The organism is Streptomyces xiaopingdaonensis, assembly GCF_000262345.1.
GTDB lineage: Bacteria > Actinomycetota > Actinomycetes > Streptomycetales > Streptomycetaceae > Streptomyces > Streptomyces xiaopingdaonensis.
Map to the genome: position 1 here is coordinate 26,124 of NZ_AJTQ01000263.1, position 18,982 is coordinate 45,105.

Below are 18,982 nucleotides of genomic sequence, written 5' to 3' on the forward strand. Positions count from 1 at the left end.
ACGCGCCACCCCGACCCGGTCCCTCGCGAGACGGACCGGTCCGCTCCGAGTCCGCTCGGAGCCCGTCCAGTCCACCTCACACGGGTGCTTGCGGAACGCCGAGTGCGCCCGGAAGCGCCCCGGGGGAGCCCGGTTGCCGGGTTCCGCGACGGACGGAGCCGACCGTACGCCCCGCAGGCGACCGGCCGGGAGCGCACGGAGAAGGGAGACCGCCGCGCCCGCGGGGGTCCCGGAGAGGTCCGCGTACAGGTCCGAGGCGAACGGCCTCGGGCGCGGCGGGCCGTACCGCCGCCCCGGCGGCCGGTACACGTCGTACGGAAGGCGGTTCGCCGCCGTCCCGACGGCGCCGGGCACCGCGGGAGTTCGGCCCCGTACCGTGCCACGGCGGCGGCCCGATTCAGCGAGGGTGCAGGTCACAGGGACGCCGCCGAGGTGAGGGGACGGGACCACCGCGGTCGCTCGGCGCCGTGTGCACCCGCGCCGGCGCGGGTCCTCCGCCACTCCCCAGGGGGCGGAGGGCCGCCGGGCCGGGGGCGCAGTTCACGTCGGTCGATCGTCGGCGCACGAAGGGAACCTGCTCGCCCATGTACCCAGCACTGTCTCCCGTGAGCGTGCCACCCCCGCAGCGCCCCGCAGCCCCGTCGCGCGGACCCCAGCTCTACTCGGGTCCGCACTCGCACGGCAGACCGCAGGCGCCGCCGCCCGGACAGGCGCTCGCGGAGCCGCCGCGCGTACCGGGGCAGTCCCAGCCGGGTGCCGCACAGAGCCGCGGGAGGCCGCGGCGCCCGTACGCGGCGGCGCAGCCGCTCGGCGCCAGGGTGGATCTCTCAGGGCCGCAGGGCGCGCAGTTGCGCGCCGCCGTCGCGGCCGTGCGGAGGATCTGTCCGGACTTCCAGCCGGTGCAGATGCTCAGGCGCCGGGGGCGGACGGTGCTCCTCGCGGGGACGGCGGGACGTACGCCTGTGGTGGCCAAGTGCCTCCTGGAGGACAACTCCGCCTGGGCCGACCGTTTTCGGCACGAAATAGCGGTCTACCGGGCCTTCGTGCGCCACCGCCCGCCGGCCCGCACACCACGGCTGATCGCCGCCGACCCCGAGAGCTGCACCCTCGTGATCGAGCGGGCGCCCGGACGCGTACCGGCGGCGCGCCGGCACCCCTTCGACCCCCCGTCGCGGACCGACCTCCACGCGATGATCGGCACGTTCGCGCGGCTCAACAGGTGGCGGCCGCCGCAGGCGGCCTTCGAACGGCCCCTCGACTACCTCCAGCGCCTCTCCCGCTACCACGGCCTCGGCCTCCTCACCGACCGCGACTTCGGAGACCTCAAGAAGCTTTTGCACGGGGTCGCCCAGGCGGGCGGCGGCCACAGCCTCCCCCAGCAGTTCTGCCACGGCGACGCGCTCCCGACCAACACCCTCCTCTCCCCGACGGGCACCTCCCTCGTGGACTGGGAGCACGCCGGCTGGTACCTCCCGGGCTACGACCTCGCCACCCTTTGGGCGGTCCTCGGCGAGGCCCCCGAGGTGCGGCGGCAGATCAGTCAACTCGCCCAGTCCCAGGGCCCGGTGGCACGGGACTCCTTCCTGATCAACCTCATGGTGGTGCTCACGGGCGAGATCCGCGCCTACGAGAACGCCGTCCAGCGCACGATGCGGGGCCCGACGGCGGCGGAGCCGCCCGCGGCGGAGCCCGGGGCGGCGGGGATGTCGGCGGGCGAGCAGCAGCGTCTGCTCCTGCGTCGGCTCCACGACGACTGCGCCCTCGCACGGAACGCGGTGCGCGCCGCCGTCGGGACGCGCTGAGCGCGCCGGGCTCCTTCCCGCGAGGGGCAGGACGAACTCGTCGGCTTACCGGGGTAGTTCGTACGGGTGGCGTCCGCCGAGGCTCGGCGGGCGTCCGTCCGGGCGTCGGCGGTCCAGTCCTCTGGCGCCTCGCAGGCCCGCGCGCCGACACCGACGACGGGGCGTCCGCGGCGGGGCTGACGTGCGGTGTCCGGTCCGTCGCGGGGTGATTGACGGATCGTCGGGCAGCCGGTACCCCTGTGGTCTGCTCGCGCCGCGAGCCCGCGGCGCACCGTCCGAGGAGGCCGTCTTGCCGGAGCCGTTGTCGGATCGCCCGCCGTCCGAGTCCGCCGCTCTTCCCGCGCACGCGCCGGCGCGGCCGTCCGCTCCGCCCGGTGGCCGCAGGCGCCGGAGAGCGAGCGCCGCTGTCGTGTCTGTCGCGTCGGCGGCGCTGGTGGTGCCGCTGCTCTCCGCCGGGGCGCCGGCCGGCGCGGAGGAGAGCGGGCCGGGTGCGCTTCAGCAGCAGTTCGAGCGCGCCGCCGAGGAGTACGACGTCCCCGTCGGCGTACTCCTCGGCGTCTCGTACCTCCAGTCCCGGTGGGACGCGCACGCCGGAGCGCCGAGCGTCTCCGGCGGCTACGGGCCCATGCACCTCACGGACGCGCGCAAAGCCCTTGCGGCCTCCGCCGCGCCCGGCCACGGCCACGCGGAGGACCCCCGCGGCGACCCCTCACGCGGCGCACGCACCGCGGGGAGCGCCGCTCCCGCCGCTGCCGAGATCCCCGCCCGGCTGCGGACGTTGCCCCGTGCCGCGCAGCTCACCGGCCTCTCGGCAGCGGAGCTCCGTACCGCGCCCGAGGCGAACCTCCGGGGCGGCGCCGCGCTGCTCGCCCAGGCGCAGAAGCGCCTCGGCAAACCCGCCGCCGCGGACCCGGCCGCCTGGTTCGAGGCGGTGGCGTCCTACCCGTCGGGCGGCGCGAAACCGAGCGCCACCGCCTTCGCCCGCGACGTCTTCGACGTGGTGCGCGCGGGCGAGGAGCGCACCACCGACACCGGTGCGAAGGTCACGCTGCGCCCGCACCCGGGGCTCCGCGCCCCGTCCGCCGCCGAGGGGCGCGCGGGCGGCGCCGAGTGCCCGTCGCGCGCCGACTGCGAGTGGTACCCCGCCCCGTACGAGGAGTACGAGGGCGACGACGGCACCCGGGACTACGGCAACCACGACACCTCCCGCCGCCCCTCCTCGCACAAGATCGACCACATCGTCGTCCACGACACCGAGGCGACCTACGAGGGGACGCTGAAGCTCGTCAAGGACCCGCAGTACGTCTCCTGGAACTACACGCTGCGCTCCTCCGACGGGCACGTCGCGCAGCACGTCCGCAACCGCGACACCGCCTGGCACGCGGGCAACTGGTACATGAACGCCAAATCCGTCGGCATCGAGCACGAGGGTTTCCTCACCGACCCCGACGCCTGGTACACGGAGGCGATGTACCGCTCCTCGGCCCGCCTCGTCCGCTACCTCGCCCACAGGTACGACGTCCCGCTCGACCGCCAGCACATCGTCGGCCACGACAACGTCCCCGCCACCACGACCTCCGGCATCCCCGGCATGCACACCGACCCGGGCCCCTACTGGGACTGGCAGCGCTACTTCACGCTGCTCGGTGCCCCGTTCGAGCCGCAGGGGAGCCGGCACGCCGGGCTGGTGACCATCGCGCCCGAGTACGCCCGGAATCGCCCGGAGTACACGGGCTGCGAGGGCTCGGAGGCCACGAGCGAGCACGCCGGCTCGAAGAAGGCGTGCCCGGAGCACGGCTCGTCCGCCGTACGCCTCCACACCCGCCCGAGCGCGGACGCCCCGCTCGTCAACGACGCAGGACTGCGCCCCGACGGCACCCCCGCGACGAAGGACGTCAACGACACGGGCGCCCGTGCCACCACGGGCCAGCAGTTCGCGGTCGCCGGGCGGCAGGGCGAGTGGACGGCGATCTGGTACCTCGGCGCCAAGGCCTGGTTCCACAACCCCGCGAAGCACCCCACGGCGGTACCGGCCCGCGGCAGGACGGTCACGCCGAAGAAGGGCGCGGGAGAGGTGCCCGTCTACGGCGTCGCGTACCCGGAGGAGTCCGCGTATCCGGAGGGCGTCCCCGCGCAGAAGCTCTCCCCGCTGCCCTACAAGCTCTCCGCGGGGCAGAAGTACGCGACGCCGGGGCGTGAGGTGCGGGGTGAGTACCTCTGGGCGAAGGATTTCGACCCGAAGGCGGAGAAGTTCCAGGTCGTGCGCGGCGATCTCACCTACTACCAGCTCCAGTTGGGGCACCGGGTCGCGTTCGTGAAGGCCGACGACGTCGTCCTCGGCCGCTCGGCGAGGTAGCGGGCACGGGCCCGGCGGCCGGGAGTCGCCGGGCCTCCGCCCCGTATCAGCGGTCCAAGTACGGCCGGAGCAAGAGGTGTTGGACGGGCGTGCGTCCGCGGTGGTGCCTCAACGCTGCTGGAAGAGCTCGGCCGGGAGGGGCTTGAGCAGCGTGTAGAGATCGTTGGTGATCGGGCGGTCCCAACTGGCGATCGTCACCAGGACACCGTCGCTCCGGTCGAACTGCACGCAGGAGATGCGCTCCTCGGAGCAGACCACGCGGCGGACGATGAGGAGGTTGTCCCCCTGCATGACAGGGTCCTCCTCGACGCGGAGCACCTCGACGGGCTCGTCGTTCTCCAGCGCCGCCAGCAGATGGGCGACCTCGAAGGGCACGTCCCCCTCCTCGATCTCGCGGGCGGGCGAGCCCTCGGGGAGGTTGCCGATCACCATGGCGGGGCCGCGCCCGCCGAAGAGGTCGTAGCGCAGGAAGACCCCCTGGCAGCTCCCGTCGGGGGCGGGGAGCAGGCCGGCGCCGAGGTTGCCGGGCCAGTCGGTCGGGTCCATGGCCAGGACATCGAAATCCGGACCAGCTGGCGTTGCGGCACTGCGACGGCGGAGGAACGACATACGGCCATGGTACGTGGCACCGCGGAAAGCCGACCGCGGGTCCTCCCCCTCTCCAGAGCACCGGCGGTGACGTCGGGCGAGGTGCGGTGGAGGAGGAAGCGAGGCGGGAGGGAAGCACCGGAGCCGGTGGGTCCGCGGTTCGCCGAACCCGATTTCCTTTCGCTTTCCCTCGGTTGGGACTGTGACCGGGAGGGCGCGACCGAGTCGGCACAGGCCCCCGGGGCCGGCGCGAGCCGGTTCTCGCTCCCCTGCCGGTGACCGCCCCGGCGGCCCTGGGCGCCGCGCGGCACTGTTCACGGGGCGCAGGGGCGCCGCCGCGTGCCGTGTCCATGCGCGTCGAGGCGACCGAGGTCGCGGCGGTGACGGTTGCGGCGCGCTCGGAGCTGCGGACTGTGCGGGGCGGCGGAGCCGCCGTTCCGAAGTGCGCCGCGAGGCTACCCCTCTCGCCGTGTCCCGCGGCGGGGTGGCGACCCTCCGAGGGAGAAGCCGCACGGGTCCTTCGCGTGCAGTACCCCATCACTCGAAGCGGTGGCGATCCTCCGGGAGGAGAAGCCGCCCCGCTGACCATCAACTCGGGCGAAGAGCCGCGCATACGGCCGGGCAGCGCTCGCCGATCCCCTGTGCGGCCCCGAGGGCGGTTCCGTCAGGCCCACCGACCGGCTGCCGCACACGCCCGAGGTCCAGCCGGCCCGCTCGGCGCCTGAACCACCCTGAGCCGTACGCCTGTTGCCCGGCGCGGCGCGCAGCCGGCCGACCGTGCAGCCGGCCGACCGCGCACCGGCCCGGCCGATCCGGTCATTCGGCGAGGAACGCCCCCACGGTCGCCGCGAACTCGCGGGGCCGCTCCTCGTGGACGAGATGGCCGCCGCCCTCGACCGTCACCATCCTGGCGTCGGGCATCCGCTCCGCCATCAGCTCCATGTCCCGCTGGGAGAGGTGGCTCTCCGGGCCGCCGGCGACGAGGAGCGCGGGCGAGGTGATGTCGGCGAGCTGCTCCCACCAGTCCGGCTCGGGCGAGTTCCGCTCCTGCGTGAACCGGACCTTCACCTCCCAGTCGAAGAGGAGCCGGCCGGCGGGCCGCTCCGGCACCTCCAGCGGTACCGCAAGCGGACGCAGCGGGGCGGGCTCCTCCAGGACCAACCGCGCGACGCGGGACGGCTGTTCCTGTGCGAGCAGGTAGGCGAGGATCGCGCCGTAGGAGTGGCCGACGAGGGCGACGCGGTCGAGCGCGAGCGCGTCGAGGAAGGCCGCGAGGTCGTCGCGCTGCTGCTCCAGGCCGTACGCGCCCGGCCAGTCGCTCGCCCCGTGCCCTGTCAAGTCGGGGGCGTACAGGCGGTGTTCGGCGGAGAGGTGGGAGAGGAGCGGCCCGCGCCAGTCCTCTCCGTCCTCCCCGAGCGCGTGGAGGAGGACGACGGGGACGCCCTCGCCTCCGCCCCAGGTGCGGTACGCGAGTTGCACGCGTCCCGCCTGGACGGTGCGGGTCTCGGAGTTCGTCGTTGTCGGTGCGTTCGACGTGTCCGTCATGGCGCGACCGTACTCCCCGCGCGCCAAGCCGTGGAGTCAGCGGGCGGCACCGTACGCAGCGCTGCCGGTGGGGCGGCGGAGCGCCTCCGCCGCCTCGGCGGTGCGGCCCAACCGCGCGAGGCAGTGGGCGAGGTCGCTGCGGCTGGTGAGCGTCTCCGGGTGTGCGGCGCCGAGGGTCCGCTGCCGCGCCGCCGCGACCTGCTCGTACACCTCGAGGGCCTCCTGCCAGCGGCCCAACCAGCCGAGTCCGACGGCCACTTCGCGGCGGCTCGCGAGCGCGTCCGGGTGCTCGGGCCCGAGCACCCGCTCACGGACGGCGCCGACGTCGCGCGCCTCGCCGAGGGCCTCGTCCCAGCGGCCGAGCCGGCCGAGGTTGACGCCGTAGCCGTGCCGGGCGCGGAGCGTCTCGGAATCCTCCGGGCCCTGCGTGCGCCCGCGCGCTTCGGCGAGCGCGCGGAAGAGGTCGAGCGCCTCCTCGGCGCGCCCGAGCCGGCCGAGGCTGATGCCGGTCTCGTAACGCGCGTCGAGGGTGTCGGGGTGTTCGGGGCCGAGGACGCGGGCCCGTGCCGCGGTGAGCGCGCGGTAGACGCCGAGCGCCTCCTCCCAGCGTCCCAACCTGCCGAGCGTGTAACCGACTTCGTAGCGGCTGGTGAGGGTGTCCGGGTGCGTGGCGCCGAGCACCTCGGCGCGGGCCTCGGCCACCGCGGCGGCCTCGCGGTACGCCTCTTCCCTCCGGTCGAGGCGGCCGAGGGTGAAGGCGAGGTTGTGGCGGCAGCGCAGGGTGTCGGGGTGGTCCTCGCCCGCCGTCGCGCGGCGTACGGCGAGCACCTGGGCGTAGATCTGGTGCGCGGCCTCGTGGCGGCCGAGGCGGCCGAGCACGTACGCCGCCTCCTGCTGTGCGGCGAGGGTGTCCGGATGCCCGGCACCGAGCTGCGCCGTGCGTGCGGCGGCGACGAGTTCGTACTCGCGGAGGGCTTCCGGGTGGCGGCCGAGGCGGTTGAGGGCGAACGCGGCCTCGTACCGGCTGCCGAGCGTCTCGGGATGGCTCGGGCCGAGCGCCTGCTCCCGCGCGGCCGCGACGGCGCGGTGCGCCTGGAGCGCCTCGGGCCAGCGCCCTTCGCGCCCGAGGCGGACGGCGGCGCTGTGACGGCTGCGCAGCAGCACGGGCGTCGCCGGATCGTCGGCCGGCGGTGGCTGCGGTGCCGGGGCCGGCTCGAACGGGCCGGTGAGGCCCGTCCATCGACCGGTGAGGGCGGCGACGTGCGGCGGTGTCGCGGGGTGGTCGGCACCGCGGCCGGCGGGCGAACCGGCGCGGATGCCGTGCGACCAGGCGGGCGGCGCCTGGGGCGCGCCCCTGGTGCGCGCCCGCGCGAGAGGAGCGGCGAGGTGGGCGGCGTCGGAGGGGCGGTGCGCCGGGTCCTTGGCGAGGAGGGCGAGGATCGCCTCCGCCAGCGGTTCGGGGAGTTCGGGTCGCACCTCGCGGGGCGCGCGGGGGGCCGTGTCGCGGTGGCCGACCAGCACCGACCAGGCGTCCTCGTAGTCGAACGGGGGCCGGCCCGTGGCGACTTCGTAGAGCACGCACCCGAAGGAGTACAGGTCGCTGCGGCGGTCGACGGGGTGCCCCGCGATCTGCTCGGGAGACATGTAGTGCGGGGTGCCCATCGCCATGCGCGAGCCGGTCAGCTTGCCGGTCAGGCCGATCTCGTGGCCGATCCGCGCGATGCCGAAGTCGCAGATCTTCACGGTGCCGTCGGAGGTCCTGACGACGTTCGCCGGCTTCAGGTCGCGGTGCACGACGCCCTGCTCGTGCGTGTAGGCGAGCGCGTCGGCGACCTGCTCGGCGACCCGCAGCACCTCGTCGACGGGCAGCGCGGCGCCGGAGTCGGCGAGGAGTCGCCCCAGGTCGGCGCCGTCGAGCAGCTCCATGACGAGGTAGAGCAGACCATCGTGCTCCCCGAAGTCGTGGACGACCGTCACCCCGCGGTGCTGGAGCCCCGCGGCGACCCGCGCCTCGCGGCGGAACCGCTCCCTCAGCACCGGCATGAACGGGCCGCCGTCCGCCCCCTCGCCCGGCGCGGAGAGCGGCTTGAGGCACTTGACTGCGACGTGCCGCCCCAGCGACTCGTCCCGCGCCCGCCACACCTCGCCCATGCCGCCGCGGCCGATCAGATCGAGCAGCCGGTACCGGCCCTGGATCAGCGCGCTCTCCCCCATATGCAGCTGTCGCCCCCGTCGTCGGCCGAATGCCCTCCCCGCCCACAGTATGGCGCGACGCGCGTCCACTGGGTACGGCCGCCCGATCCGGGGACGGACGGCGGCCTTTCGGCGGGCGCCGCGGCCCGTTAGCGTCGAAGGAGCGCTGTCCGCGCGCGGAGGGGGACCCATGGCGGTGCGACCACGGCGGGAAGGACCGACCCCGGAAGAGGTCGGCGCGATGTACGACACGCACGGGGAGATGCTCTCCATGCTCCTCGGGGGCAGCGCCGTGCACATAGGCATGTACGTGCCGGACGAGGCCCCGGCGCCCGTCACCGATCTGGTCGCGCTCTCCGACGCCGCGCAGGACCGCCAGACCGCCTCGCTCATCGAGATCCTGTCGCTCGGCCCCCGCGACCACCTCCTCGACATCGGCTGCGGGACGGGCGGCCCCGCCGTGGAGTTGGCGCTGCGCAGCGGAGCGCGGGTCACCGGAGTCACGGTCAGCACCGAGCAGTTGGCGCGGTGCGAGGAGCGGGCGCAGGACGCGGACGTCGCAGGGCGGGTCAGGTTCGCGCACGGCAACGCCATGGACCTGGCGCTGCCCGACGGTTCCTTCGACGCGGCCTGGTCGATCGACTGCTTCCCCCATCTCACGGACCGCGCCGCGGCGCTGCGCGAGGCGGCCCGCGTGCTGCGCCCCGGCGGCCGGCTGCTCGCCACGGACTTCACCGACCGCAGCACCCCGCCGCCCGAGCTGGTGGACGCGTACCGGCGGCTGTGGAGCAGCCCGGCACCGACCGCCTTCGACGCGCTCCTCGCCGACGTCCGGGAGTCCGGTCTCGAGCTGGTGCGGGTGTGGAACCGGACGAGCAACGTCGCGCTCGCGGGCGAGCTGATGCACGCCGTCTTCCAGGACCGCAGGCAGGAGATGGCGGAGCTCTACGGCGCCGAGGCCGTCGAGGACACGGCGGAACTGATCGCACCGTTCCGCGCGTACTGCCGGGACCACCTCGACTACTACCAGCTCCTCCTGCGCCGTCCGGCCTGACGCCGCACCGTGCGGCCCGCTGCGGTCGCGGGCGGGCGTGCGCCGAACTACCGTCATCGGACATACCGGGCACAACGGGGCGTCCGCCCGGCGGACGTCCCGCCGTCCCGGGTCCGCAGGTAGCCCCGTAGCGCCGTGCCGGTTCCGCGCTCTGCGGTGCGGGCGCCGCACGCGAGGAGGTCCGGATGACGCCTCGTCACGCCGCTCCGCGCGGCGGAGGCCGCCCGCAGCAGCAGTCCGCACCCGAAGGGAACGTTCCGCACCGGTGGTGGGCGCTGGCCGTGATCGGACTGGCGCAGCTGATGGTCGTCCTCGACGCGACGATCGTGAACATCGCGCTGCCCTCGGCGCAGCGCTCGCTCGGCTTCGGCAACGACGGGCGGCAGTGGGTGATCACCGCCTACTCGCTCGCCTTCGGGAGCCTGCTGCTGCTCGGCGGACGCCTCGCCGACCTCTTCGGACGGCGGCGTACGTTCATCGTCGGCCTCATCGGCTTCGCGTGCGCCTCCGCCATCGGCGGTACCGCGCACAGCTTCACGATGCTCATCGGCGCGCGCGCCCTCCAGGGGATGTTCGGCGCCGTCCTCGCGCCCTCGGCCCTCTCGCTGCTGACCACGACCTTCACGGAGCCCGTCCAACGCGCCAGGGCCTTCGGGGTCTTCGGCGCCATCGCGGGCTCGGGGGGCGCCATCGGGCTGCTCCTCGGCGGCCTCCTCACCGAGCACCTGAGCTGGCGCTGGACGCTGTACGTCAACGACGTCATCGCCGTGCTCGCCGTCGTCGGCGCGCTGGCCTTCCTCCGCAGCCGCGCGCCCGCCGAGCGGCCCCGTCTCGACCTGCCGGGGGCGGCGCTCGTCGGCGTCGGGCTCTTCTGCGTCGTCTACGGGTTCTCCAACGCCGAGACGCACGGCTGGAGCAACTGGACGTGCTGGGCCTTCCTCATCGCGGCCGGCGTGCTGCTCTGCGCCTTCGGCCTCTGGGAGCGGGGCGCGCCCCATCCGCTCCTCCCGCCGCGCGTCGTCGCCGACCGCAACCGCACCGGCTCCTTCCTCAGCGTCTTCATCGCCGGGGCCGGCATGTTCGGCGTCTTCCTCTTCCTCACCTATTACCTGCAGACGGTCATGGAGTACAGCCCGGTCCGCACCGGGCTCGCCTTCCTGCCGATGGTCGGCACGCTGATGGCGACCGCACAGCTCTCCACCAACGTCCTCGTCCCCTACGTCGGACCGAAGGCCACGGTGCCGACCGGCATGGGTCTCGCCACCGGCGGCATGGTCCTGCTGACGATGCTCGACGCGCACAGCAGCTACGTGCCGCACGTCCTGGCGCCCCTGCTCGTCCTAGGGTTCGGGATCGGCCTGGTGATGCCGCCGGCGATGAGCCTCGCGACGCTCGGCGTCGCCGCCCGCGACCAGGGCGTGGCCTCGGCGACCGTCAACACCATGCAGCAGGTCGGCGGGTCGATCGGCACCGCGTTCTTCAACACGATGGCGACCACCTCGGCCTCCCGCTTCGCCAAGGCGCACGCGGGCGAGCCGAACCTCGCGGTCCGCGCCAATCTGCACAGCTACCAGACCGCCTACACCACGGCCGCCTGCTTCTTCGTCGCCGGGTTCCTCGTCTCCGTCGTGCTGTACCGCAGGGGCCGCCCGTACGAGCAGACGCCGACGCTCGGACCGGAGGCGGAGGCGGACGGGCAGCGGGCGGAGAGCTGAACCGGCTCGCGCGGGGCCCGACGCGGGCGCGGGCGGCTGCCGTTGCGGTGTGAGCGGGTTCCTACGGCTCCGGGCGCGGCAGCCGCGGGTCGCTGCGGGCGGCCTCGGCCTCCCCGGCCGTCATACGGTCCGCGGGCGGGCGGGGTCGCGTCGTCTCCTGGTTCCTACCGCTCCCAGCGGGCTCCGCCTCTTCGAGCGTCCGCTGCCTCCTTCCGAACCGGACGGCACCGAGGCGGCGTTCGGGGACACGGCGGCCTCGACCGTCGCAGACCTGCGAGCGGCGGACGCCGAGGACGCTGGGCGCTTCCGCAGGTTCCGTCCGCAGGGCGGTTCCTCGAGTCGCCGGTGTCCGACGCGCTGGACGCCGTCGCCCACCCTGCCGCGGCCGGCCACCGCTCCCCCGCGGGCCGACGGAAGGCACCCGTTCGACGGGAGAGGCGCACGGCCGTGACCGCGCGTCGGAGCGCCCACGCGCGCATCGCCGCGACGGTCGCGCTCGTGTCGACAGGACTGCCGGCCGGAGCATTCTTCTACGGCTCGGCCGTGGAGGCACCGACCTTCGACGACGTCCCCTCGACGTCCACCTGGCCTACCGGGTCCGACCGGGGGAAAGGGACGGCGCCTCCGTGCCGCTGCCGGGTTCGCGACGGCCGCCGTCGGGCGCCTCCCTCCTCACCACGCGGTTCGGAAACGTCCCGACCAACGACGAGACCAGGGGCGGGCCGCCGGCGACGTTCCCGCCAACTACCGGGAGCGACCCGACACTTGGGGCGTGTCCCACGACATTCGCCTCGCCGCGGCAGCCGGGCCCTCGTCCCGGCCGTCCTGGCAGCCGACCGGACCGAGGCGGGGCGGAGTCGCAACCCTCCTGCGGCCAGGGCCCGTCGGCGCACGGTCCGGGCCGCGACGCACCCTCGCGGACGCGCGAGGGGCGGGGCCAGCACCGTCGGTGCCGAGCCCCGCCCCGGTTCAGCGCACCGCGGCGACGAGGGCGTCCCGAGCCCCGCACCAGAGTTGGCGTGCCTCGGAGAACCCGGCGTCGCGGAGGGCGTCGAGGTGCCAGCCCGTCGCGGTGGGGCGGTCGGCGTGGGCGCGTCCCGTGGAGGGGGCGCGCGGGTCGTCGAAGAGGGCGAAGCGGCGGTGCGCGGCGTCGGCGAGGGCAGGGTCTTCCGCGACGGCGCTCCACCAGGCCGCCCAGTCCTGCGCGCCGGCGGACCGCGCGCGCTCCTTGCGCTGCTCGTCGAAGGCGTCGAGCGCGGCGTTGAGCCGGGGCGCGGACTCGTCCCGCATGTGGTCGGCGTTGAGGAAGACCCCGCCGTCCCGCAGCAGCCCGGGCAACTGGGCGTAGAGCACGCGCAGTTGGTCGGCGTCGAGCCAGTGGAGCGCGGTGGCGGTGACCACGGCGTCGTAACCGCGGTGCGGAAGGGCGTCCGTCCACCGCGGTTCCGTGAGGTCGGCGGTGACGAAGCGGACGCGCCGGTCGTCCGCGAAGTGGCCCTCGGCGATGGTGAGGAGCGCCGGGTCCAGGTCGACGCCGGTGGCGGTCGCTCCGGGAAGGCGGCGCAGCAGCCGGTCGGTGATCGTCCCGGTGCCGCAGGCGAGGTCGAGGACGACCGGTTCGCGCCCGGCGGTCGCCTCGACGGCGTCGAGCATGACCCGGAACCGCTCCTCGCGGTCGGGCATGTACCACTCCTGCTGCCGGTCCCAACTGCCCTGCCAGGCGGTCCAGTCGGCCTCGGCGGCTGTGTCGGTCATCTCTCTCCTCAGGTGTCGGTTGCTGTCAGGACCTGCTGCGTCGCGGGGTCGGCGCCGAGCAACTGCCGGGTCGCCCCGGTGCGCGGCGAGGCGAGCACCTCGCCCGCCTCGCCGTGCTCGGCGACGCGTCCCGCCTCCAGCACGACGACGCGGTCGGCCACGGCGCCCAGCAGCGGGATGTCGTGCCCGATCCACACGACGGCGGTCCCGCGCTCCTCGCGGGCGCGGGCCAGTTCACCCGTGACCAGGCCGGTCGCGTGCTCGTCGAGCGCACTGGTGATCTCGTCGCAGAGCAGGACGTCCGGTTCCGCGAGCAGGGCGCGCGCCAGCGCAGCGCGCTGCAACTGGCCGCCGGAGAGGGAGGCCGGCGGTCGGGCCGCCGTCTCCTCGGCGACGTCCAGGCGAGCGAGGAGCGCCGCGGCCTCCTCGGTCGCGCGGTCGCGGTCGAGGCCGCGCAACCGGACGGCGGTGCGGGCCACTTGGTCGAGCACGGTGCGGCGCTCGTCGAAGGAGCCGCGCACCTCCTGCCAGACGTACTGCACGCGGCGCCGCTGCTCCGTCGAGCGGTCGCGCAGCAGCGGCAGCGGGCGGCCGTCGAGCAGGAGCCGGCCGTCCCGGCGCTCGTGGAGCCCGGCCACGCACCGCGCCAGCGTGGTCTTTCCGCTGCCGGAGCGCCCCGCCACACCGAGGCACTCGGCCGGGTCCAGCCGCAACGCCACGTCGTGCAGGACGGCGTCGCGCCGGCCCGGGCGCAGCCACGCCGTCAGGCCCTGCGTCTCCAGTACCGCGGGACGGGCCTCCGGTGGCCGTGCGTCGACCGGCCGGGGCTGCGGAAGGGTCGGGCCGACGGCGAACGAGCGGCGGTCCGGCAGGACTTCGCCGGGAAGGCCCTGCGCCGTGACGCGGCCCTCCTCCAGCCTGACCACGTGCTGCGCGAGTCGCCTGACGAGGGCGTGGTCGTGGCTGAGCAGCAGCACGGCGATGCCGTCGTCGGCGAGCGCGGTGAGCTCCGAGGCGACGGCGAGGCGGGTGGCCGGGTCGAGCCCGGTGCCCGGCTCGTCGAGGACGACGGCGCGCGGTCGGCAGGCCAACACCTGTGCGAGCGCGAGTCGTTGACGCTGACCGCCGGAGAACTGGTGCGGGAAGCGGCGCAATGTGCCGCGGTCGTCGGGCAGTTGGGCGCGGCGCAGGGCGCGGGCCGCCGTCGCGCGGGCCTGGCGCCGTGCGGCGGAGCGGTCGGCGCCGTCCTCCGGGGCGTGCAGCCGGGCGAGTTCGGTGAGCACAGCGCCGACCCTGCGGGCGGGGTTGAGGGTGGCGGCGGGGTGCTGCGGCATGTAGGCGACGGTCCCGCCCAGCACGTGCGCGTCGCCTCCGCCGGCGACGACCTCGTGCCCCGCGACGAGGACGGAGCCGGCGAGCCGTACACCGGGCTCGGACTCGCCGAGGAGGGCGAGCGCCGTGGTCGTCTTGCCGCTGCCGGACGGGCCGACGAGCGCGGTCACCGCGCCGGCCGCAACATCGAGGTCCACCCCGTCCACGAGCACGGCGTCCCCGGCACGTGCCGTCAACTCCCGCGCGCGTACCACCACTTCCCCGCTCATCACGCCCCCTTCCGCACGGAATCGGCCGGCGGCCCGGCGGCGTCCCGTCCGGACAGACCCGTACGGCGCAGCCAGGCGTCGGCCGAGAGGTTCAGACCGACGGTGAACATCACGAGCATCGCCGCGGGCGCGCACACGGCCAGCGGCTGCACCAGCAGCCCCTCCCGGCTGCCGGCGACGGTGACGGCCCAGTCGGGCGCGGTCGGCTCCATGCCGAGGCCGAGGAAGTTCGCCGCGGCGACGGTGAAGACGGCCGTGGTGACGCGGTTCCCGGCGTCCGCCGCCGCGGCGGGGAGCACCGCCCGCCCGACGTAACCGCCCGTGATCCGGAGACGGGACTCCCCCTGCAACCGCATCGCCTCCGCCACCGGGCTGTCTGCCGCGCTGAGCGCCGCCGCCCGCACGAGACGGGCCACGGCAGGCACGTTGACGACGGAGACGGCAAGCGCCACGGCCAGCGGACTGCCGCGCCACCACACCGCGACCACGCTGATCACCAGCAGCGACGGCAGCGGCAGCAGCACCTCGACGGGGCGCAGCAGCACCTCTTCGAGCCACCGGTGCCGCGTCGTCGCCGCGACGAGCCCCAGCAGGCCGCCGAGCACGTACGCGAGCAGCACGGCGCCGGTCGCGACGCCTAGGGCGCTGCGTCCGCCGCGGAGCAGCAGCCCCAGGACGTCGCGTCCCATGCCGTCCGTGCCCAGCGGATGCCCGTCGCCGAGGACGTAGGGCGCGCCCTCAGGACCGGTGAGCGCCGGTGCGAGGAGCGGCCCGAACACGGCGATGAGGACCGGGACCCCGAGCAGCAGGAGACCGCCGGCGGCGGGGAAGGTGCGGCGCGGACGCCTGGCGGCTGCGGTCGTCGCGGCGCTCACCGTGCCGCCTCCGAGCGCGGGGCGAGGCGGTGGCAGAGCAGGTCGGCGGCGAGGTTGAGGGCGAGCGCGACGGCGGCGAGCAGCAGGATGACCGACTGGATGACGGGCACGTCGCGTCCCCGCACCGCGTCGATCATCACGGTCGCCGTGCCGGGGACGGCGAAGACGGCCTCCACGATCAGGACGCCGCCGAGCAAGTGGTCGCCGGTCCGGGCGAGTTCCTGGACGCCGGGCAGCGCGGCGTTGGGCAGCGCGTGCCTGAGGACGACGGTCCTGCGCGGCACGCCGAGCCTGCGCGCCTGGACGACGTATCCGGCGTGCAGCGCGGCCACGGTCCCGGCGCGCACCTGACGCGCCAGCAGGCACACGGTGCGCGCCAGCAGCACGGTGACGGGCAGCACGAGCAGGGCGGGCCGGAGCAGGAGATCGGTGCCGTCGGTGCCGACCCAGGTGGCGGGGAGCCAGCCCAGCTGGAGCCCGAAGAGGGCGACGAGCGCCAGGGCGAGGACGAAGTCGGGGATGCCGTTGAGGACGAGGACCACGGCGGAGACCGCGCGGTCGAGGCGCGTGCCCTCGCGCAGACCCGCGGCGAGCCCCAAAACGAGGGAGAGCGGCAGGACGAGGACGAGGGTGGCGCCCGCGAGGACCGCCGTGGCTCCCAGCGATCCCGTGATGACCCCGGTGACGGGATCGCCGCTCATCAGGGAGGTGCCGAGGTCGCCCGTGAGGAGTCCGCCCGCCCAGTCGGCGAAGCGCTCGAGCAGCGGCCGGTCGAGGCCGAGTTGGGCGCGCAGCTCGGTGATCTGGCCCAGCCCCGCCTGCTCGTTGAAGCGGACGGCGGCGGCGTCGCCGGGGAGCAGCGAGGTCAGCGCGAAGACCAGCACGGCGAGCACGCCGAGTTGGACCGCCGCGAGTCCCAGGCGGCGCAGCAGGTAGCGGATCATGTGGGGCGGGCCGCTCAGTCGAGCCAGACGGTGTCGAAGCGCGCCCAGTCCCGTGTGTTCGGCGGTGCCTTGCGTACGCCGTGGAGGCGGGAGGAGACGGCGTTCATCCAGTCGGGGTGGCCCCAGAGGAGTTGGCCGCCCTCGTCGCGCAGGGTGCGTTGGAGTTTCTGGTAGCGCCGGGAGCGGCGGGCCTCGTCGCGGGTGGCGCGCGCTTCGGCGAAGTCCGCGTCGAAGTCGGGGTGGCGCCAACGGGTGACGTTCTGGGGTGCTTTGGAGAGGAGTCGCTCGGAGAGGTAGGTGGGTATCGGCATCGCGCCGCTGCGGTGGCTGGTGATGGCGCCGGTGTCGATGATGTCGGTGAAGTAGCTCTCCGGCGGGCCCGTCTCGACCTCGATCCGCAGACCCGCCTCCGCGGCCTGGCGGGCGAAGAGTTGGGCGGCGTCGACGAAGGAGTCGGCGGCCGTGGAGGTGTAGAAGACCAGCTTCTTGCCGTGGATGCCGGAGCGGCGGGCGAGCCGGCGCGCCTCGGCGACGTCGCGTTCGCGCTGCGGCACGTCCTCCGGGTAGTAGGCGAAGCCCTTGCCGTACATGTCGTTGCCGACGGCTCCGCGCCCGCCGAGCACCACCTCCACCAGCCGTTCGCGGTCGGCGGCCAGCTTCAGGGCCATCGCCGCGTCCGGGTCGTCGAAGGGCGGCCGGTCGGTCTTGAGGAGGATGCCCTCGACGCCGCTGCGCGGTGTCGAGACGATCCGCACGTCCGGGTGCGACTCGACGGTGCGCGCGAAGGTGGCGCTCACCTCGTGCGCGTACTCGGCTTCGCCCGCGCGGACAGCGTTGGCGCGGGCCTCCGGTTCGGCGGAGAGGATGCGGAGTTCGTCTGCGTGCGCGGCGCCGTCCCAGTAGTCGTCGAAGCGGCGGCCGACGAAGGAGCGTCCCGGTGTGAAGGAGACGAAGCGGAACGGGCCGGTCCCCACCGGTTTCGCCGGGTCGCGGTAGCGCCGGCTGACGACGTAGGTGCCGGTGAACGCGAGCAGCGAGGGGAGGTCGGCCTCCGGCCGGGTGAGCCGGAGTTCGACGGTGCGGCTGCCCGCGGCGCGCGAGCGTTTCAGGTCGATCAGCGAGAGCGAGTTCTTCGCCAGCCGCTCGGAGCTGTCCGGGTCGAGGATGCGGGAGAGGGTGAAGAGCACGTCCTCGGCTTCGAGGGGCCGGCCGTCGTGGAACTGCGCCTTCCGCAGGGTGAAGCGCCAGACGGTGAGGTCCTCGTCGGCCTCCCAGCGCTCCGCGAGGCGCGGCACGGGACGGAGCTTCGCGTCGAAGTCGACGAGCTTGTCGAAGACCGCCTTGAACCGCGCCATGTCGACGAACTGCCGTCCGACGTGCGGGTCCAGGGTCTCCTTGGCACCGAACCCGGGGAAGACGGCGCGTATCGTCCCGCCCTTGCTGGGCTTCGACGACGAGTCCGCGGAAGCACCGCAAGCGGTGAGCAGCGCCGCTCCTCCGGCGAGCGACAGCACCGACCGGCGGCTCCGTACGAAAGAGGCTGTCGCCACTGTGCCACCCTCCTTTGATGCAATCAATGTGCAATTAGATCATTGATGCATCTGGTCTGGCCAGGCAGGGAGCGGCCGCGCAGCCGGCCGACGTGGCGAGGCGCGGAACCGCCTCCGGAGCGGCGAGGGTTCGGGGGCGGTTCCGCCAACGCGGCGGCGGATCGGGCCCGTTGGAACGCTGCTCCTCCGCGGCGGCCTGCGGCACCACGCCCAGGGCCGACCGGGAGCCGGGGCCGCAAGTCCCGGTCGCCGAGGAACTGTTGGTCGCGCCGGCAGCGCAGCCGTGCCCACCGCACCCCGGCCCCGGGCACGTCGCCGCCGAACAATTGCGGCACGTATCACTGGAGGGGCTGTGCGTGCGGACCTGCCGCGACGTCGCCGAGCGCCGGCTGCCCCATGGGCCATCGGCCAGGTGAGGCGCTCGGGGTGCGCACTCGCGCGCTGTGGCTCGGCGTCCCGGCCCGGGGACGGCGGGGGAGGCAGGCGCCGCCTCACCGGGCGGGGAGGGCGCGGGTGCACAGCCGTACTGGCGCACACGGCCCGGCCCGCAGCCGCCCGGACGCGGGGCCCGCTCGCCGGTGGCCCGTGAGAGGCGCGGGAGGCGGCGGTCGCCTGCCGCACGCATGCCCCCGAAGAGGAGCCGGATACCGCTCCGGTACCTACCCTGAAGGGCAGTTCCGTCTGAGGCACACTGCTCCATCGCAGGGCTGCCCCGCCTGCTCCGGCCTCTCCCGGGCAGGAGAGGCCCGGAGCGGGGGCCGTCGAGGCACCCGAACCCGTCATACCGTCCAGCACCGTCCCGACCAGCGGCGGCTGTTCCCAGCCACTCGGAGGTTCCCATGAAGATGCTGATCAACGTCCCCGAGAAGGTCGTCCCCGACGCGCTCCGCGGAATGGCCGTGGCGCACCCCGAGTTGTCGGTCGACGTGGAGAACCGCGTGGTGGTACGGCGGGACGCGCCCGTCGCGGGGAAGGTGGGGCTCGTCTCGGGCGGCGGCACGGGG

At 74.8% G+C, this 18,982-nt stretch carries 12 protein-coding genes and 1 pseudogene; 5 read left to right on the forward strand and 8 right to left on the reverse strand.

Going from position 1 to position 18,982, the window contains the following annotated elements:
* Positions 1 to 584: 584 nt before the first annotated feature.
* Entirely contained in the window at positions 585 to 1,802 is a 1,218-nt protein-coding gene (locus UWG_RS0121285; protein ID WP_029391648.1) for an aminoglycoside phosphotransferase family protein, read from the forward strand.
* 409 nt (positions 1,803 to 2,211) lie between these two features.
* Positions 2,212 to 4,158, forward strand: coding sequence for an N-acetylmuramoyl-L-alanine amidase (locus UWG_RS0121290; RefSeq protein ID WP_016909229.1), 1,947 nt, complete (start codon positions 2,212 to 2,214; stop codon positions 4,156 to 4,158).
* A 108-nt stretch (positions 4,159 to 4,266) separates the two neighbouring features.
* Here the strand turns inward: UWG_RS0121290 and UWG_RS0121295 are convergent, their stop codons facing one another.
* From UWG_RS0121295 to UWG_RS0121305, 3 genes are all read right to left on the reverse strand, one after another.
* Positions 4,267 to 4,767 carry a hypothetical protein gene (locus UWG_RS0121295; protein WP_026328349.1) on the reverse strand — a complete coding sequence of 167 codons (501 nt, stop codon included), beginning with the start codon at positions 4,765 to 4,767 and terminating at the stop codon, positions 4,267 to 4,269.
* 795 nt (positions 4,768 to 5,562) lie between these two features.
* On the reverse strand, positions 5,563 to 6,291 hold the full coding sequence (locus UWG_RS0121300) for an alpha/beta fold hydrolase (protein ID WP_016909231.1): 729 nt from the start codon (positions 6,289 to 6,291) through the stop codon (positions 5,563 to 5,565).
* Positions 6,292 to 6,327: 36 nt separating this feature from the next.
* Positions 6,328 to 8,505 carry a serine/threonine-protein kinase gene (locus UWG_RS0121305; RefSeq protein ID WP_016909232.1) on the reverse strand — a complete coding sequence of 726 codons (2,178 nt, stop codon included), beginning with the start codon at positions 8,503 to 8,505 and terminating at the stop codon, positions 6,328 to 6,330.
* 169 nt (positions 8,506 to 8,674) lie between these two features.
* Here UWG_RS0121305 and UWG_RS0121310 point away from each other — a divergent pair, with 169 nt between their 5' ends.
* Together UWG_RS0121310 and UWG_RS0121315 are read left to right on the forward strand one after the other, a co-directional pair.
* A complete protein-coding gene (locus UWG_RS0121310) occupies positions 8,675 to 9,538 on the forward strand; it encodes an SAM-dependent methyltransferase (RefSeq protein WP_016909233.1) in 864 nt (287 codons plus the stop codon).
* 185 nt (positions 9,539 to 9,723) lie between these two features.
* A complete protein-coding gene (locus UWG_RS0121315) occupies positions 9,724 to 11,253 on the forward strand; it encodes an MFS transporter (RefSeq protein ID WP_016909234.1) in 1,530 nt (509 codons plus the stop codon).
* A 969-nt stretch (positions 11,254 to 12,222) separates the two neighbouring features.
* On the opposite strand, the gene UWG_RS0121320 is transcribed toward UWG_RS0121315, so the two are convergent.
* The 5 genes from UWG_RS0121320 to UWG_RS0121340 are packed head-to-tail and all read right to left on the reverse strand — an operon-like array spanning position 12,223 to position 17,942.
* Positions 12,223 to 13,008: a class I SAM-dependent methyltransferase gene (locus UWG_RS0121320; protein WP_016909235.1), complete on the reverse strand. Its 786-nt coding sequence runs from the start codon at positions 13,006 to 13,008 to the stop codon at positions 12,223 to 12,225.
* 8 nt (positions 13,009 to 13,016) lie between these two features.
* Positions 13,017 to 14,609, reverse strand: a complete 1,593-nt coding sequence (locus UWG_RS0121325; RefSeq protein ID WP_016909236.1) for an ABC transporter ATP-binding protein — start codon at positions 14,607 to 14,609, stop codon at positions 13,017 to 13,019.
* Positions 14,609 to 15,484 carry an ABC transporter permease gene (locus UWG_RS0121330; protein WP_016909237.1) on the reverse strand — a complete coding sequence of 292 codons (876 nt, stop codon included), beginning with the start codon at positions 15,482 to 15,484 and terminating at the stop codon, positions 14,609 to 14,611. Before UWG_RS0121330 ends, UWG_RS0121325 begins: the two co-directional genes overlap by 1 nt.
* Positions 15,481 to 16,428 (reverse strand): ABC transporter permease, encoded by a 948-nt coding sequence (locus tag UWG_RS0121335; protein ID WP_016909238.1) that lies wholly within the window; start codon positions 16,426 to 16,428, stop codon positions 15,481 to 15,483. The genes UWG_RS0121330 and UWG_RS0121335 overlap by 4 nt, the downstream gene beginning before the upstream one ends.
* A 14-nt stretch (positions 16,429 to 16,442) precedes the next feature.
* The gene (locus UWG_RS0121340; RefSeq protein ID WP_016909239.1) at positions 16,443 to 17,942 is read right to left on the reverse strand and encodes an ABC transporter substrate-binding protein; all 1,500 of its coding nucleotides are present in this window, start codon (positions 17,940 to 17,942) and stop codon (positions 16,443 to 16,445) included.
* An 875-nt stretch (positions 17,943 to 18,817) separates the two neighbouring features.
* On the opposite strand from UWG_RS0121340, the pseudogene UWG_RS32840 reads away from it, so the two are divergent.
* Positions 18,818 to 18,982 (forward strand): annotated as a pseudogene (locus UWG_RS32840) (dihydroxyacetone kinase subunit DhaK); the annotation flags it as partial.